The sequence below is a fragment of the Streptomyces sp. NPDC000983 genome (assembly GCF_040299205.1).
GTDB lineage: Bacteria > Actinomycetota > Actinomycetes > Streptomycetales > Streptomycetaceae > Streptomyces.
This window is the reverse complement of sequence record NZ_JBEPBM010000004.1, coordinates 160,112-177,361: the sequence shown is the minus strand read 5'-3', so window position 1 is coordinate 177,361 and position 17,250 is coordinate 160,112. Positions and strand designations below refer to the sequence as shown.

General features: G+C 74.3%; 8 protein-coding genes. All 8 read left to right on the top strand.

What is annotated here, in order from left to right; genetic code table 11:
• Positions 1-3: 3 nt before the first annotated feature.
• The 8 genes from ABT296_RS06405 (at position 4) to ABT296_RS06370 (ending at position 17,250) form a co-directional block, all read left to right on the top strand.
• The gene (locus ABT296_RS06405; protein WP_351923847.1) at positions 4-1,995 is read left to right on the top strand and encodes a phosphorylase family protein; all 1,992 of its coding nucleotides are present in this window, start codon (positions 4-6) and stop codon (positions 1,993-1,995) included.
• Complete coding sequence (locus ABT296_RS06400; protein ID WP_351923845.1) at positions 1,989-4,937, top strand: DEAD/DEAH box helicase; 2,949 nt, start codon at positions 1,989-1,991, stop codon at positions 4,935-4,937. The genes ABT296_RS06405 and ABT296_RS06400 overlap by 7 nt, the downstream gene beginning before the upstream one ends.
• Positions 4,934-6,130, top strand: a complete 1,197-nt coding sequence (locus ABT296_RS06395; protein WP_351923843.1) for a hypothetical protein — start codon at positions 4,934-4,936, stop codon at positions 6,128-6,130. Before ABT296_RS06400 ends, ABT296_RS06395 begins: the two co-directional genes overlap by 4 nt.
• Positions 6,131-6,538: 408 nt before the next feature.
• Positions 6,539-8,824, top strand: a complete 2,286-nt coding sequence (locus ABT296_RS06390) for a vWA domain-containing protein (RefSeq protein WP_351923841.1) — start codon at positions 6,539-6,541, stop codon at positions 8,822-8,824.
• A 113-nt stretch (positions 8,825-8,937) separates the two neighbouring features.
• Positions 8,938-12,516, top strand: a complete 3,579-nt coding sequence (locus tag ABT296_RS06385; protein WP_351923839.1) for a tubulin-like doman-containing protein — start codon at positions 8,938-8,940, stop codon at positions 12,514-12,516.
• A complete protein-coding gene (locus ABT296_RS06380; protein WP_351923837.1) occupies positions 12,513-15,074 on the top strand; it encodes a hypothetical protein in 2,562 nt (853 codons plus the stop codon). Before ABT296_RS06385 ends, ABT296_RS06380 begins: the two co-directional genes overlap by 4 nt.
• Positions 15,068-16,144 (top strand): protein kinase family protein, encoded by a 1,077-nt coding sequence (locus ABT296_RS06375; protein ID WP_351923835.1) that lies wholly within the window; start codon positions 15,068-15,070, stop codon positions 16,142-16,144. Before ABT296_RS06380 ends, ABT296_RS06375 begins: the two co-directional genes overlap by 7 nt.
• Positions 16,144-17,250 carry a hypothetical protein gene (locus tag ABT296_RS06370; protein ID WP_351923833.1) on the top strand — a complete coding sequence of 369 codons (1,107 nt, stop codon included), beginning with the start codon at positions 16,144-16,146 and terminating at the stop codon, positions 17,248-17,250. The genes ABT296_RS06375 and ABT296_RS06370 overlap by 1 nt, the downstream gene beginning before the upstream one ends.

Here is a 17,250-nt window from a genome sequence, read left to right as displayed (position 1 = left end):
TACATGACAGGTCGAAGTCGATCACGCGGGGGCCGTTCCGGCAAAGCGCGATTCCCGGCGCGAATTCCGTTCACGCGTTCGAGATCGAGGTGCGTGGCATTACCGGAATTCCCCCCTGACCGCTCCGCCGCCGTCGATACAGTGACCGTGCTTTGCACGAGGAAGCATCCGGGGGGAACAGTGCGAAATGCGCGAACAGAAGTGCGAAATGGCGGGACCGTCGTCGTACTCACCGCTCTTGCCGTGGAATTCGAGGCGGTCCGGGCCCGGTTGACGGGATGCGACTGGCGGCGGGAGGACGACATCGGCACCCAGTACCTGACGGGCTGGGTCGACGGCACTCCCTGGCAGGTGGCCCTCGCCGAGATCGGGCGGGGCAACGACGGCGCGGCCGTGGTGACGGCCAAGGCCGTGCAGCTGTTCGCGCCGCGGATGGTGATGTTCGTGGGCGTGGCCGGCGCCCTCAAGGACGATGTGGCGCTCGGCGACGTCGTGGTGGCGACCAAGGTGTACGCCGTCCACGGCGGCAAGGAGGAGGCCGGGGTCTTCCGGGCCCGCCCGAACGCCTGGAACCTGGCCCACGACCTGGAACAACTGGCCAGGAGGACGAGCAAGGGCGACTGGGCCGGGGCGCCGGGCGCCGGAGCGTCGGCGCCCCGGGTGCACCTCGATCCGGTGGCCGTGGGCGAGGTCGTGCTCAACAGCACCCCGTCCCCGCTGCGCAAGCAGTTGCGCGCCCACTACGAGGACGCCGTGGCCATCGAGATGGAGAGCGCCGGGATGGCGCGGGCGGCGGCGATGTCCCGCGACTGCGCCATGACCGTCCGCGGCATCAGCGACCGGGCGGACGGCGCCAAGCGCGTCGCCGACCGGCAGGGCGGACAGACCCTGGCCGCCCGGAACGCCGCGGCCTTCGCCATCGGCATGATCCGGGGGCTCAGGGACGGCCAGGGCCCGGGCGGCCCGGGAAAGCCGGTCGCCGCACCGGAGCCCGTGCCCACGCGGCCCCCCGGTCCGCGGCCCCGGCCGCCGCGCCGGGGCACCTGGGCCGCCGACGAGGTCGTGGACGTCGGCGGAGCCGACTACGCGCTCGAGAAGCAGGCGCTGGTGCGCCGCTCCCTCGCCGACGGCTCGGCCCGGGAGCTGGGTGCCCGCGCCCTGCGGGTGGGCCCCGCCGAGGCACGCGGGCGGCAGCGTCACGTATGGCTGCGCCGCGTCGACGTCGTCGACGACCGCGGCCGCTTCGCGCAGGAGGCCCTGTCGGCCCTGCGTCACGAGAACGACCTGCTGCGGAAGCTGACCCCGCGACCGGGCCTGCCGGCCGCCGGAGTCCACCGGACCCTCGGTCCGCGCAGCGCCCTGTTGTCCCTGCCCTGGCCCGCCGCCGGCCACAGGGCGATCGGCGCGGCGCCCACCCTGTCCGAGGCGTACGGGCGGACCGGACCGTTGCGCGACGGCCTGCTGCACCGGGTGCTGACCGGCTTCGCCGACCTCGCCGACGCCCTGGGCGAGCTGCACCGCGCGGGGTTCGCCCACCGCTGCCTGGAACCGGACGCCGTCCTGCTCGTCGACGGTGGCGCGCTGCACCTGAGGGATCTGGGCCTGGTGTTCCGCTCGCCGGTGCCCGGTGAGGGGCCGGCGGCGCACCGGGCACCCGAGCAGTGGCCGGGGGACTTCCGCCCGCACCAGATCGGCGCGGCCACGGACGTCTGCCAACTGGCCTCGCTCGCCTACTGGTTGATCAGCGGTGAGGCGCCGGACACCGAAGCGGTCGTGCCCCTGCGCGTGCACGTTCCAAAAGCTCCGGCGAGCCTGGAGCGCCTGCTGGACACGGCGCTCGATCCCGACCCTGCGGCACGTCCGAACGGGCCGGCGCTGGCCGAGGGGCTGCGGCGGAGCGCGGCGGATGTGGAGACCGCGGTCCGCCGGGCCCGTGCGGACGGCTTCCGTACGGCGGACGAAGGCGCGACGGGCGAAGGCGCGACGGCATGCTGACCCGTACCGTCGCCCTGCCGGGGCCCCTGGTCGTCCTGCCGACCGACTCCGCCGAGGGGGAGATGAGCCGCCTGCACCGCACCCGCCCCCGCCTGCCCGGCTGTGTGGAGGACCTGATGGCGGAGTTCGGCGCACACGCGGAGGTATCGGCCGTGCTCAACGAGCACCGGGGCCGGACGGGGCTCGTGCTGTACGGGCGCGACGTCGTCGCCGTACTGGTGCCCGACGCGGGGACGGGTACGGCACCGGCCCGGTGCTACCGGATGGTCACCGTGCGGCTGCTGCGCGTGAAGGACCGTCACACGCTGGACCAGGGCTGTCTGCTGCTGAGGCCGACCGCATGGACCACCCGCTACTCGCCCGGCGCGGTTCCGGACGACTCCGAGAGCCATTGGGAGACCCTGACCGGGCAGTGGGAACTCCTGCGCAAGGACATGGCGGGCGCGAAGGGCGGCTCGGAGGCGGGCAGGCGCGAGGGGCGGCTGCTGGACGACCTGCACCGCGTGGTCGACAAGGAGCTGGAGATCCAGCGGGATCGGGCCCGCGCCGTGGGGCCGTACGTGTACCGGGCGGCGCACCCGGCGGCCGAGCGGCGCCTGACCGGCCGCTCGGTGTACACCTTCGCGCTGCGCGGCCGACGGGCGCCGGGACCGGACGAGGTGGTGCAGGTGCGCGGGGAGCCGGGACTGCGCGGCACGGTCGTGGCCGTCGACCCGCAGGAGCACGTCACCGTGGCCTTCGACCGCGTCGTCGACTGGGCCCAACTGCCGCAGCAGGGCGAGCTGGAGCGGGTCGCCAACGGCACCGCCCACACCCGCCGCTCCGAGGCACTCGCCGCCCTCCGTGACGGCACCGCCCGCAATCCGCGGCTGCTGTCGGTGCTGGCCGGGACCCGGTCCCCGCGCACGAACCGGACCCGGGGCAACCCCCCGGAAGGGCTGGACGACTGGCAGCGGGCCGCGTTCTCGACCGCGCTCGCCACCGAGGATCTGTCGGTCGTGATCGGCCCGCCCGGCACCGGGAAGACCCGGGTGATCACCGAGGTGGTGCGCGCGGTGACCCGGGAGGGCGGCCGCTCGGGGCGCGTCCTGGTCACCGCGCACAGCAACGCGGCCGTGGACAACGTGCTGGGCAGGCTCGGCGAGGACCTGCTGATCGTGCGGGTGGGGCATGAGGGCCGGGTCTCCGAGGAGGCCCGCCCCTACCTCCTGCACACCCGGGCCGCCGCGCTGCGGCAGGGCATCCTCGACCGGGTCGGGAACCGCCTGCGCCACCACGACGGGGGCCGGGCCGCGCAGTGGACGCGGGCCCTGGACGACGCCCTCGACCGGCTGGAGTCCGCGATGCGGGCCGAGGAGGCGGCCAGGGCGGCGCGGCGCACGGCGATACGGGCGGTGGACCGTCCGGCGCAGCGCCGGGTGGACCGCCTGGAGGCTCGTCTGACCAAGGCCCGGGCAAGGCAGGAGCGGGTGGCCCGTCGACGCGGGGCTCGCGCGGAACGCCTGGACCGGTGGCGGGCCGCCGAGCGCCGCACGCCGGCCGGGCGGCTACGGCTGTGGTGGTGGGCGAGGCTCCTGACCCGCGCGACCGCGGCGTCGGAGGCACGGCGGGCGGCCACCGCCCACGCCGAACTGGCCTGGCGCGAGGCGGAGGAGGCGCTGGAGGCGGCGACCCGCGACCATCCGCGGGTGCGGCCGGCGCACGAGGCCCTGCGGGAGGCCGCGCGGGAGTGCCGTGAGCTGCGGGCGGACGCCGCAGGCCGGGCCCGGCACTGCCACAGGCTGCTGGGCCCCGTCGGAGGGGCGCCGGCCCTCCCCGAGGGCGCGGAGCCGCCCGCCCACGAGTCGCTGACGGCGTTCGCGGCCTGGGCGCGCGAGGCGGCTCCACTGCTGAAGGCCCGCCGGGAGCTGCTGTCCCAGTGGCACGACGAGGTCTCGGACGCCACCGACCAACTGCACGCGGAACTGATCCGCTACGCCCATGTCGTCGGCGCGACCAGCACCGGTTCCGCGGGGCCCGCCCTGCTCACCGGGGTGGAGTTCGACCTCGCGGTCGTCGACGAGGCCGGGCAGATCACCACCGCGGACGCGCTGGTCCCGCTGGTGCGGGCGCGGCGCGCGGTGCTCGTGGGCGACGACCGCCAACTGCCCCCGTTCCAGGACGAGGGGCTCCTGCGCTGGGCGCGGGACCAGTCCGGGCCGGAGGCCGCCCGGCTCACCGGCGGGAGCGTCCTGGAACTGGCCCGGGAACGTCTGCCCGAGGACGCCGTCGCCTGTCTGTGGGAACAGCGGCGCATGCCCAGGGAGGTCGCCGACTTCTGCTCCCGGGCCTTCTACGACGGACGGCTCACCACCCCGTACGGGCGCGGTCCGGTGAACTCCCGGCTCTTCAGCAGCCCGTTCGTCGTGATCGACACCTCGGACCTGCCGCGCGGCGAGCGTGCCGAGAGCCGGCCGCCCCGCACCGCGGACGGCGTGCGGGGCTACCTCAACACCGTCGAGGCCGAGTTGCTCGCGGACCTCGCCGAGCACTACGCCGAGCACGACGAGGAGTGGGCGGTCATCGTGCCCTACCGCGCGCAGGCGGCCCTGATCCGCTCCCGGCTCGCCCCGTCGGCCTCCGGCGGCGGTGACGTGGCCACGGTGGACTCCTTCCAGGGCGGCGAACGGGACGTCGTCCTCTACGGGTTCACCCGCAGCAACGGCGACGGCAAGGTGGGCTTCCTCGAAGAGCTCCGGCGGGCCAACGTCGCGTTCACCCGGGCGCGACGGCAACTGGTGCTGGTCGGCGACCTGAGCACGCTCACCCGGGCCACGGACCCCGCGTTCGGCGACCTCGCCCGGGCGCTGCGCGAACACGTCCACGGGCAGGGCCAGTTGCTGCCCTACCGGGACCTGCGCGCCCTCCTGCCGCGGACCCGGGTGCGGGAGGCGAGGCGATGAACCCCCGTACCGCCGCGCTGGGTTTCCACCCCGGCCGGGCGGCGGAGCACGCCGCCTTCACGCTCGGGGCCCCGCCCCTGTCGGCGCACACCGTGATGTTTCCCGTGTGGCGCGTCGATGTGCTGGCGAAGGTCACGGACGCGCAGCCCTACCAGTTGATCGACCACTTTCTGATCCGCAGCATCGGTGAGGCCGGGATCACCGGATCCGAGGAACTCGCCCTGTTCCTCTCGCTGGACGGGGCGCTCGTCCGGCAGGCGCTGGCCTTCCTGGTGTCGGTCGGCGACGTCGAGGGCGAGGACGGCTCGCTCGCCCTCACCGCACTCGGCAGACGGTCCCTGGGGGACGGGAAGCTGTACACGGTCCAGGTCGACGACCGCCGGGTCCTGTACTTCGACGGCTTCTCGTCCGAGCCGCTGACCGGGGCGTACTACCGCCGGACCGGTGCGGGCCCGACGCACATGGCTCGGGGGAGCGGCGCCGTCCCCCCACTGCGCGCCCAGAGGTTCCGTGCGGAGGCGGTGGCGGAGCTGACCGGCCTCGGTGACGAGGAGCGCAGACGGTACAACCTGCCCTCGGCCATCGAGGTCAAGTCCGTCGTCGGGTACGAGGTGGAGTACCTGCCCGCCTGTGTCGTGCACGTCGCACGCGGCCCCGAGGGCGCCCGGCACCTGGTCTGCCCCCGTCCGCTGCGGGGCGGGCACGACCCCCGGCTCGGACGCGCGCTGGAGACCTCCGACGCCGCCCTCGCCGCCCTGGCGACGGCACACGAGAGCGCCGTGGCGAACTTCGACGAGGAGTCCGGGCGCTGGCTGAGCACCAGGAGCCTGGTGGGCTTTCGGCCGCGCCGGGCCGGCAACGGCCCGCACCGGGTGCCACTGGCGGAGGACGCCTTCCTGGCCGCGGGCGAGAAGGCACTGCCCCCGATGGGGTCGCTGGTGACCCTGCCGAGCGGGGGTCTGCTCCAGCTGTGGTGCGAGGACGTACGGGCCCGGCGCCGGGAGCTGGTGCGCCGCGTCGGGGACCATCTGGGTACGGCGCGCTCGCCGTCAGCCGTACGGAACCGGCTGGGGCCGCTCGCCGCCCGTCTGGGGCTGGGTCCGCTCGACGACGAGGCGCTGTGCGCGATGGCCGTCGCGGAAGGAAGCCGAGCGCTCGGTGACCGTTTGCGCCGCATCCTGTCCGAGAGCTGACCGCCGTCACGCCCCCGGAAGGACCGCGTCCGGGCGAACCGGAATCCTCGCGGAGCGGATTTGGCGCAAGGGCGTCGGTGAGCGACTTCGACACCCGCGATTTACCGATCGAATGTGATCAGAAGCAGTCATGTAAAGCGCATTGCAATTCATTCGCGATTCCTTCAGAGCGACATCGGGCAATTTTCAAACAGTGTCGCCGAAATACAACATGGCGATCGGCCAATGAAATTAAAGTGATCGCCACACGAGCCGCCCCTGGGGAGAGGGCGTCGTCTGGTGGAAGCGGCCCAGGGACGCGGACCGGCAGGACGCGCGGCCTTTCCGGAAGGACCACCCGGAAGGCCCGGCTCACGAGGGAGGCCTCGCATCGAGGCCGTGGGGAGCACAGCAAGAGTGACAACAACCATGAGCCGGTCGTTCCGGGACCCACGCGCCGCGACAGCGGCCCGCCGCCCGGCCGCACGGCGCCTCGCCGCACTCCTCGCCGGAGTGCTCCTGGCCACAGCGGAACTGTCGGTGTCCGCGGGCGCGGCGGCGCCCGCGCGCGGTGAGACCGAGGCCGACAAACCCGTGAACTACGTCGTCGCCGTCGACCAGTCGGCAAGCCTCAAGGAAGGGGAGATCGACCGGGAGCGCGAGGCCGTCAACGCCATCGCGATGGGCGAGCCGTCCAACGACTCCACCATGGAGGTGCTCGGCTTCGCCAGCGCCGAGAAGCCCGGGCAGGCGGCCGTCGACAAGGTCTGCCCCTCCCGCGCCCTCGACACCGTCGGCCGCGAGAAGATCGCCGAGTGCGCGGCGGCACTGCGCCGACGCGCCAAGGACGAGGGGGCCGGCACCGACTTCATCGAGGTGGTGCGCCAGGCCGTCACCGATCTCGGCACCCTTCCCGCCGACACCCCACGCGTGCTGTTCCTGCTGACCGACGGCAAGCTCGATGTCCGGGACAGCCTCAAGTACGAGGACCTCGACGACAAGAGCGCCGAGGAGGCCGCGAAGGCCGACCTCGACGACGTACTCGCCGACGCCGCCGACGCCCGGGTGCAGATCTGGCCCCTCGGCTTCGGCGAGGCCAACGAGGACGCACTGCGCAGGATGGCCGCCGCCGGCTACCAGGCCGGCTGCGTCAACCTCCCGAACGCCCGCCCGCAGGCCCGGCTCGTGAACGGGGAGAACCTCGACGCCGAACTGCAGACCACCTTCGCCTCCGCCCGCTGCCTCTACCACGAGAAGGGGGAACAGGGCCGGCCGCCCAGCGACCTGACGGTCCGTATCTCACCGCTCGCCACCGAGGGGACCATCGTCGTCTCCAAGGGTGACCCCGCCGTCACCGCGACCTACATCGCCCCCGACGGCCGCGAGATCAAGCCCTCGCACCGCGATGAGGACTCGACGTACACCTTCTCCGGACAGGGCAGGGCGACCGAGTCGCTGCGCATCACCCGCCCCCTCGCCGGCCGTTGGACGGTCAGGCTCGACGCGCCCGAGGACCATCGCGAGCGCTCCGCCTCCGTCAACGCGCTCTGGCACGGCGAGGTGCGCTCCACGATCTCCCTGAGCGCCTACACCCCCGCCGCGGGCAGCGAGGTCGACGTGTTCGTGCCGATCCTCACCCGCCAGGAGACCCGGCTGGACAAGCGGGATCTCAAGGGCATCAAGGTCACCGGGAGCCTCGGCGGCGAGGGCATCGGGCGGGCGGTGCCGATCCGCCTCGCCGACGACGGCCGGGGCGCCGACGAGAGCGCCGGCGACGGCCGCTTCTCCGGCACCGTCACCGTCCCCGACGGCGCGAGCGGTTCCCTCACCTTCGAGTCGCGGGTCTCCGCCGTGGGCCTCGACCCCGACGTACGGTCCCAGCCGGCCGCCGTCTCCGAGCCCAACCAGCGCCTGGAGGCGGTCCTCGCCCTCGGCGGTGCCCGGCTCCACCCCGGGGACACCCACGAGGCCCGGCTCACCGTCGACAACCGGGACTCCCGCGCCCACACCCTGTCCCTCGCCTTCGCCGACACCAAGGGAGCGGGACTGCGCCTGACACCCCAGCGCGTCACCGTGCCCGCCGGCACCAGCGGACACCACGTCACCGTCCGGCTGGAGGTCGGCGAGGCCGACGAGCTGAGCTTCCCCGTCACCGACGAGGGCAGCGCGCTCGGCGGCAAGATCCTCGTCACCGACGAGAAGGGCACCGTGCTGGCCGGACCGCTCCTGGACACCGTGACGGTGCGCGCCGTACCGGACGCGCTCGACCGGTGGGGCCGCCTCGGCGCCCTCGCCCTCGGCCTCCTCGCCCTCGCCGGCGTGGTCCTCGTCCTCCTGTGGCTGCGCCGCAGGGCGGCCCGGCGGCCGCGCGGCACCCTGGTGCTGGAGGACGCCTGGGGCCGGGTACTGGCCAGCCACCCGGTCACCCCCGGGCGGGAGAGCTGGTACCGGTTCGACATCGTCGACACCGAGAGCGACAGCCCCCGCGTCCAGCGCTCCGACGACGGCTCCTGGGGCATGCGCCGCAACCCCGACGGCGGCGCCGACCTGCGGATGCCGGACGGGAACGTGGAGAAGAACCTGGCCCCCGGACAGGGCCTGCGCATCGGTGACGACCTGGTCCTGAAGGCCGTCGACGACGCCCCCACCACACCGTCCGACGCGCCGGAGCTGTGGTCGCCCTACACGGCCGACGCCCAGCACCCCGACATCTGACACCACGACCCCGGCCGCCGCACGGCACGGTGCATCCCACCCGTGCCCGGCGGCCGGCGTCGACCACCAAGGACCGGGCCCCCAGGCGGCCCGACTGCCGGAAGGCCACACCAATGAGAATCAACCAGCCGATGCTCTTCGTCGGCCTGGGCGGAACCGGAGGGCTGGTCGGCGCCGAACTGGAACGGCGGCTGCGGGCGCAGCTGTGCGGGCCGGACGGCACCGCCCTCACCGGCGCCGGCATCACCCAGCGCTACCAACTGCCCGAATGCCTCCAGTTCGTCTACGCCGACTACAGCGAGGCCGAACTCGCCCGGCTGCCCCACATGAGCGTGGAACCCTCGCTGCAGGCGGCCTACCGGCGCACCGCCCGCGCCACCCACGACCTGCTGCCCGGCTACGACAGCTCCCCCAGCGTCACCCGGGAGCTGCGGGCCGCCCTGCCGCGCGAGACCCACGACTGGCTGCCGCCGCGCAACGGCGAACCCAAGATCACCCCGCTGCGCAACGGCGCCGGCGCACTGCCCACGGTGGGACGCGCGGCCCTCTTCGGCACCCTGCTGCGCGACGACCTCACCCCCGTCATGGCGCCGTTGCAGCAGGCCATCGACAGCATCGGCCGCTCCGGCGGCGAACTGAGCCGGCTGCGCGGCGGGCCCATCACCGGATGCGACGTCTTCGTCGCCTTCTCGGTGGCGGGCGGCACCGGCACCGGCATCTTCCTCGACTACCTGCACTTCATCGGGCAGGCGTTCAAGGAGAAGAACTTCTCCGGCGTGCGCATCTACCCGCTCGTCGTGATGCCCTCGGCCTTCCCGCTCGCCAAGGGCGGCGGCCGGGACGCCGAACTCAACGCGGCCCGGGCCGTGGTGGACCTCTTCCGGCTCGTCGACGAACAGAACGTGCCGACCGCCGACGACGTCATCGGCGACGTCGACCACGCCTCGACCACCACGATCCGCTACCCCAACGACCGGGTCGTCCGCCTCGAAGCCGGAGTGATGCCCACCGCGTTCCTCTTCAGCAGGACCGCGGGCATCCGGCCGGAGGACCTGCGCCGCTCCATGGTGTCCCTGATCATGTCGCTGATCGGCGCGGAACTCGGCGACACCCCGCACCGCGACGACGAGCACCAGACCTTCGCCTCCAGCTTCATCAACAGCGACGCCAAGCGCCGTATCCGCGCCAAGTCGGGCATCGGGCACCGCGGGGTGTCCACCGCGCTGGTCGCCTCCATGACCGTGCCGGTCGAACCGCTCGCCGACCTGGTCTCCGCGCGGCTGCTCGCCCAGGGCGTCGGCCGGCTCTCCGACAGCTCCGCCCAGCCCAGTCACGAGTACGCCGGCACCGTGCGCCGGATGTTCGCCGACGCGGGCCTGGAGGAGCTGTGGAACCGTGAGTCGCTGCCGGTGGCCGAACCCCGCACACCGCCCCGCGGCGGCCCCGCCATCGAGAAGGCGCTGCGCACCCGCCTCAGCGACATGCAGGCCCTGCTGGACGACCTGCGCCGCCGGGTGGCCCGCCGCGCCCCGGTCCTCGCCGAGCAGTTCTCCCCGCAGACCGCCCTGGAGCGCGCGCTGCGCACCATGGACCCCTTCCAGGTCGAACGCATCGTCAAGGGCGTCGCCGGCGACTCCGACCCGGTCACCCGCATCGGGGTGCTCGGCATGCTGGAGAACCGCAGCCGCGAACCCTCCGGGGACCGCGCCGTGCAGCCGCCGAGCGTGCCGCGGATCAAGGACGGTCTGGCCGGACCGCTGACCCGCCGCCAGTGGGGCGACCCCGAGGTGGTGCGCGTCCGCGAGGCGCAGGACCAGTGGTACGCGATGCGCACCAAGGTGATCTGGCACGAGGCGTGGCGCAAGGAGGAACAGCGCTGGCGCTCGCGGGCCTCCGCGCTCGTCGCCGAGATCGCCCAGCTCGTGGAGACCTTCCAGAAGCACAAGGAGGAGGAACCCCGGTCCTACAAGGAACAGTTGCTGGAGCTGTACGACGACCGGACCGGCGTCTCCTACCTGCTGCCGCCGCAGAACAGCCTCACCGACTTCTACGACGACGTGCGGGAGCGGCTGACCAAGCGGGAGAACCTGCGGGACACCGACGACGAGGCCGGCCTGGTGCACTCCATGGTGGCGGGCGACCAGTGGCAGGCGGCCCGCCTGCTCGGGCGGCGCAACGCCGAAGCGGCGATCGCCCCGGTGAAGGCGGCGATCGAGCAGCGGGTGAAGGAACTCTTCGCCGAGAGCGGCGTCCGGCACGACGAGCGTCCGCTGCTGCCGTCGATGGGGAAGCTGCTGGAGGCGGCCGCGGGGGTCAGCAGCGCCGCCGACGAGGTCGGCAAGCGGGCCCTGGACGACTTCCGGTCCAAGATCGCCGGTCTTATCCCGCACGGGTTCGTACCCGAGGGCGGCGGCCCGCTGAAGGTCCTCGTGGTGTACCCGGTCTCGCAGGCCAAGGACAGCGTCGAGGAGTTCCTCCACAAGTACCTGTCGCTGCCCCGCGGTTCAGTCGAGTTCAACGGCGTCGAGACGGACTCCATCACGGTGGTGCTGTTCCGCCGGGAGATGAGCCTCACCGAGGTGCCCGAGGTCCGCAAGGTGCTGTCGCGGTGGGCCAAGGCCCAGGAGGTCGAGGTGGCCGGCGACTACCTCGACTGGCGCCAGCGCCTCGGCTACGGCGGCGAGTGGCTGGCCAGCACCCCCGAGGACCGCAGGGAGATCCTGCACCGTCTGCTGTGCGCCCTGTGGAAGGGGCAGGTGGAGGTCGTCGAGGGCGACGTCGACAACCCCCGCAAGGTGCTCGTCCGGCTGCACGGCGGTGAGGGCGCCAACCTGCCCGGCATCGAACTGCGGCTCGGTGACTCCTCCCGGCACGGCATCTCCGGCTGGGCCCGGCTGCTGCACGCCTACGAGCAGGTCGCGCTGCTCGACGAGGGCGAGATCGTGGAGACGTACTGCAAGGCCCTGATGGAGGGCGGCTACGGCGGGATGACGACCTCCGGGGACGCTCCCCACGAGCTGTACGTGCACCTGGTGGAGGACCTGGCGCCGCGTCAGGTGGACTTCATCCACGACCGGATGGCCCGTTCCAGCGGCCCGTCGACGGAGTGGGCGGCCTCGCTGCTGGAGTTCTGGACCGAACTGCTGCCGGCCGCGCTGGACACCCCGTTCACCGACAAGCACGCCCTGGCGCCCACCCTGCGCACCCTGCGCGAGGTGCAGCTCGACATGGACGCGGAGGCGTCCGAGCGCAGCCGCCGGACACCGCCGACGGGTCCGGGCGGCGGTGCCGGACGCCCCGACCCGACGCCGCCCGCGCAGCACTCCTTCGGCGCGGCCGCCTCCTTCGACGGCACGCGCGACGGCAGCCGCGGACCGCGGCACGACACGGCCCCCTCCTGGTCCGGCGCCGAGCCGCTCGGTGACCCCGCCTTCCCGTTCGACCTCCGCGGCAACGGCACCGCCCCGCACACCGCCGGGGTGAACGGCGCGGCGCAGGACGCGGACTCCGCCGAGCTGCCGCTGCCGCCCTTCGCCCCGGCCTACGGCACGGACGGCGGCGGCCCGGACGGCTGGCCCGGCGACGACACCGACGCCCCCTGGAGCGGTCCCGGACTCGTCGGGGACCGGCCGGCCGACGGCACCCCGTACTCCGCCGGCGAGACCGGTGACCCCTGGAAGGACGTGGAGTGAACCGCCCTGTGCACACCGACGCCGGGGACGGCTCCCCCACCGGTCCGCTGATCGTCCTCGACCTGCGGCCGGGTGCGGAGGTGCCGGACGGCCCCGAGGAGCTGCGCGCCGCGGTCAACGGCCGGCTGCGGGACGCGGGCCGGCCCGAACCCGCGAACGGCCACTACCGCTTCCTCCTCGTCGACACCCCCGACGGCCTCACCGCGCACCAGGGCGTCTACGAGGAGGCCATCGGCTACGGCAGGAAGTCCTCGGTCCTCGCCCTGGCGGTCGGCGCCCTGCCCGACACCGAGCGGCCCGACCCGCCCCGGCCGGTCGACGCCTGGGATCCCCTGGCGGTCCTCGGCGACGAACCCGCGCCGGCCCCGCCCGCGGGGCTCGGACCGCGGCTCACCCGGCCCGCCGCGCTGCGCAACCGGGACTGCGGACTGCTGTGGGTGGGGGACCTGCGGGCCGCCCGGATCGCCGGTGACCCCGAGGTCGCCGCCGACGACCCGGCCGCCCTCGCCGTACTCGTCGACGTCCTGGGCGGTCTGTTCGACACGGTCCTGGCGTCCCTGTCCGGGCTGGACGACTCCGTCGCCGTGCCCGCGGTCCGGTTCCTGGAGCACGACCTGGCGCCGGCGGCGCGGGCCCGGGCCTGGACGGAGGCGCTGCAACGCCTGGCCGGTTCCGCCGATCCCCTCACCGGGCCGGCCCGCCCGGAACTGCCGGGCCCGGTGGGGACACTGCTGTCGGGGCCCGGCGAGGCCGACCGTCCGCGCTGTCTGCCCGGCGGGCGGCTCGACGCCTCGCGCCGACGGTGCACGGAGTCGATCGCGGCGCTGCGGTCGGCGCACCTGCGGCTGCGCGGACCCGGCGGACTGCTGGAGGCGGGCCCGGGGCGCCGGGCGGCGGCGGCCGTGGAGGACGCCGCGGCGGCGCTGCGGCACCATCGCGGGCTGGTCGTGGAGATACTCCAGCACGACACACCGCTGGACACGGCCGCGGGGCCACGGTCCGGCGGCGGCCCGGCGGGGCCCGAGGTGGTGCTGCCCGAGTACGGGGGCAACCGCGAGGAACTGCGCGGCTCGCTGCGCGCCCGCGCCGAGAGCCTGCTGGAGCAGGGCACCGCCCTGCGGGAGGTGTCGGCCGGTCTGGTGGCGCTGTCGGAGGAGATCGCCCCGGCGTCCGGTGCCGAGGTGCTGACCGACGCCGAACAGCGTCTGCCCGCCTCCCGGTTGGACCGGGTGTCGCCCCGGCACCCCTTCACGGTCCGGGCCTCGTTCTCCCGTACCGCGCTGCCGGCGTTCGGCGCCGGACTGCTCTCCGCTCTCGCCGCCTGGCCCGGCACACTGGCGGCGCTGGTGGTACTGCTGGTCGCCGCGGGGGGATGCGTTCGCGCGGGGCTGCACCGCCCGGGCGGGCCGCGCGGCAATCCGGCTTCCGCCGCCCTGACCGTACTTCTCGCGCTGGTGCCCGGCGCTGCGGCCGGGGCGTTGCTGGCCGAGGCGCGGCCACTGCCGGCCTGGGCCGCGCCGGCCGGTCTCGGCTGTGCGCTCGTCCTGGCCTGCCTGCTGGTCATGCGCTGCTGGTACACCGCGGTCGACGACTGGTGGCGGCGGACCGGCGCGGCGGAGGCCACCACCCTGCTCGGCGAACTGGACCGGCTGCTCGCCGAGGGCGCGTCGCGGCGCTGGTGGGCGGCCGAACACCGCACCTACACCGCCGACCTGGCGCGCACCACCGCCGGTGCCCTGCGGGCCGCCGCCGAGGCCGCCGAGCACTTCGCCGAGCAGGCGGGGGCGGCCCGGACCCGGCACGAGACGGGCGACGGCTGGCAGGACGCGCTCCCGGCCGGCGCCCCCGATCCGCTGGACGTCGCCTGGAGCACCGGGGAGGACACCGACCCGCTCTCCGGGCCGCGATGGCTGGGCCGGGAGGCCGGGGACGGCGGCCCCGCCCTGGTGGACACCCTGCGCGGTGACCTCGGCGCGGCCGTCCTCGCCGCCCTGGAGCCGCACTGGGAGAACGGGCAGCGCGGAAGGGGCGCGGCCGCCCAGTCGGAGACCGTGGACGCGGGCCTGCGCCGGATGTTCACGACCGCGCGCCGCCACCTGGACCGGCACGGGGTGATCGCGCCCCCGCCGTTCGCCCGGCGCGACGGACGGTCCGAGGACACCGAGGCCCTCCTCGGCATCGCACCCCGCCGGCCCGTGGACGACCTCGGTGACGAGCGGGGCGTGGAGCCGGTCGAGCTGGTCACCGCCGAACAGTCGGGGCTGCTGAGCAAGAACCCGGCCCTCGTCCGGCAGATCAGGTTCGCACCGAACACGACCGCCGCGCGCCCGGAGCCGGGCCAGGAGGCGGCGGTCGAGGCGCAGGGGCCCACCACGCTGGCCGCCTTCCCCGGGCGCTACAGCGGCACGCTCCGGCTGGTGCCGCTGCGGCACGGCGTCATCAGGAGCGTCCGCCAGTACGCCGACGCGTGGGACGACCGTGCGGACGGCCAGGAATTTCATACGGAAGGCGCCGGCGGCGGGCCGCGGCGCCGGGAGGACGACGGCACATCATGGTGACCCACCACAGCACAGGACAGCCGGGGTTCGGCGAACTCGACGGCGCACCGGTCCGGCTGACCTTCATCAGCCCGCAGGGCACCCGTCAGACCGTGCTCTCCCGCCTGGGCGGGGAGCGGCGCAGGACGACCCCTCCCCCGCTCGCCGCGCACGACGTCCTGCTCGGCGGCAGCGTCCGCGCGGTGCGGCTGAGCTGCACCGTCGACGGCACCGACGACGAGGGCCCGCGGAAGCTGGAGGCCGAGATCCGGGCCGCGTTGTGCGTGCACCGGGCGTTTTACGGCCAGCCGTACCAGAGCCTGTTCCCCTCGCTCGTCGGGTACGACATGGACGCCGAGGAGCCGTTCGTGCTGTACCAGGCGCCGCGGGGGGACGCGGCGGCGCAGCTGGGGTACGGGATCTCCACCACCGAGCAGCGCACCATCGAACGCGATCTCGTGCTGGCCGTGAGGCTGTTGGAGGGCCTCGGGCTGGTGCACCGGGGTCTGGTGCCGGCGGCGGTGCGCTGGGACGGCAAGCGGGCCCAGGTCTGGGACCTCGGCGCGGTGGCCCGGGTCGGCTCGCGGCGGGTGCCCGTCGGTGTGCCGCCGTACGCGCCGCCCGAGCAGCGGCACGGGGTGGGCCGCGCCGACCCGCGTGACTCCCTGTGGAGCGTCGCCCAGATCGTCTACCAGCTGGCGACGGGACAGCAGGGCGACCCGGAGGGGCCGCCCCGCGACCTGTCCGCCTACCGGTCGTTGGAGCGTCCGCTCGGTGAGGCCTTCGCGCCGCTGGCCGCGGACCGCCCCGCACCCGCCGAGGTGCTCTCCCTGCTGATGCCGGGGCAGGACCCGGCCGCCCAGGTCGAGGCCAGCCCCGACCCGCTGGAACCCCTGCGGCAGGAGTACGACCGGGCGATGGAACGCAAACGCAGGGACGCGGGTCTTGGCCCGTACGGCTACGGGCACGGCGTGGAGGCACCCGCCCGGGGCGCCTCCCGCACCACCGCCGCGCCGCCCCGGGAGACCCGTGGCAGGCGACGGCCCTGGTTCGGCGGACAGGCCGGCGGCCGCGACATGAGGGGACAGTGATGTCAGTGATGACGCAGTCGGCGACGCCGTTGGAGCCGGGGCAGATCCTGTGCCCGTACTGCCTGGAGACCATGCGCTACGACGAGGCACGGCTGTTCCGCCGCTCGGAGACCCTCCAGTACGAACGGCTGGACCCCTCCGAGCTGACCAACGCGCTGAAGCGGCCCGACATCCTGCGCGTCGCCTTCCAGAGCTGCGCGGGGGACGGCACGTCCGAGCCGCACTACGTGCCCGTGCCGTACCTGACGAACGGGCGGCCGCTGACCGTGGCGATGATCGGCGCGTCGGGCAGCGGCAAGAGCCACTTGCTCACCCAGATGGTGGCCGAGGTCATCGACGGGGGTCTCAAGCCGTACGGGGTGAAGTGGCAGTCCGTGAACCACGCGGACCACTCCCAGTTCGTACGGGAGCGGGTGGCCCGGCTGCGGCAGGGCCGGCAGCTGGAGGCGACGGGGCAGACGTCGTTCGCGGAGTTCGTGGAGGCGCTGCTGCTGACGGGTGCGGACGGCCAGGTGCGGCCGGTGGCCTTCTTCGACCTGGGCGGGGAGGATCTGCTGCGGACGGACAGTCTGCTGCGGTTCCTGCTCGGGGTGGACGCCCTCGTGTTCGTCGTGGACCCGCTGCTGGCGCTGCGTATGCCGCAGCTCGACGAGCCGCGCAGACAGGCCCGGCTCACCGTCACGGGCAGCGACCCGGCGTTCGACACGGTGCTGGACCGGCTGCCGCACAGCGGCGGTTACCTCAATGTGGCCTCGGCCCTGGTGGTGGGCAAGGCGGATCTGCTGCGGTTCGAGCCGCCGGTGGACCGCTGGCTGACGGACGACGCCTCCGACACCGTGTTCGACCCGCGTCTGTTGCAGGAGGAGAGCCGGGACGCGTACGCGTTCCTGAGCCGGCACGCCGGGCCGGGCTGGCTGCGGCCCTTCGACAGCGCCCTGCGCTGCACGCTGCACTTCGCCTCCGCGACCGGCGGCAGCGCCCAGGACAACACGTTCCCGCACGGGGTGCGGTCGCGGCGGGTGCTGGGCCCGCTGGTGTCGGTGCTCGCCATGTGCGGCATGCTCACCAAGGACGCCCGGCCGTCCGCCGCGGTGGCGGGGGGCTGA

Bases quoted from the DNA above. Each gene is read 5' to 3' on its own strand.
- ABT296_RS06395 (WP_351923843.1), top strand. From the start codon at position 4,934: ATGAACCCCCGTACCGCCGCGCTGGGTTTCCACCCCGGCCGGGCGGCG.
- ABT296_RS06390 (WP_351923841.1), top strand. From the start codon at position 6,539: ATGAGCCGGTCGTTCCGGGACCCACGCGCCGCGACAGCGGCCCGCCGC.
- ABT296_RS06370 (WP_351923833.1), top strand. From the start codon at position 16,144: ATGTCAGTGATGACGCAGTCGGCGACGCCGTTGGAGCCGGGGCAGATC.
- ABT296_RS06375 (WP_351923835.1), top strand. From the start codon at position 15,068: ATGGTGACCCACCACAGCACAGGACAGCCGGGGTTCGGCGAACTCGAC.
- ABT296_RS06405 (WP_351923847.1), top strand. From the start codon at position 4: ATGACAGGTCGAAGTCGATCACGCGGGGGCCGTTCCGGCAAAGCGCGA.
- ABT296_RS06400 (WP_351923845.1), top strand. From the start codon at position 1,989: ATGCTGACCCGTACCGTCGCCCTGCCGGGGCCCCTGGTCGTCCTGCCG.
- ABT296_RS06385 (WP_351923839.1), top strand. From the start codon at position 8,938: ATGAGAATCAACCAGCCGATGCTCTTCGTCGGCCTGGGCGGAACCGGA.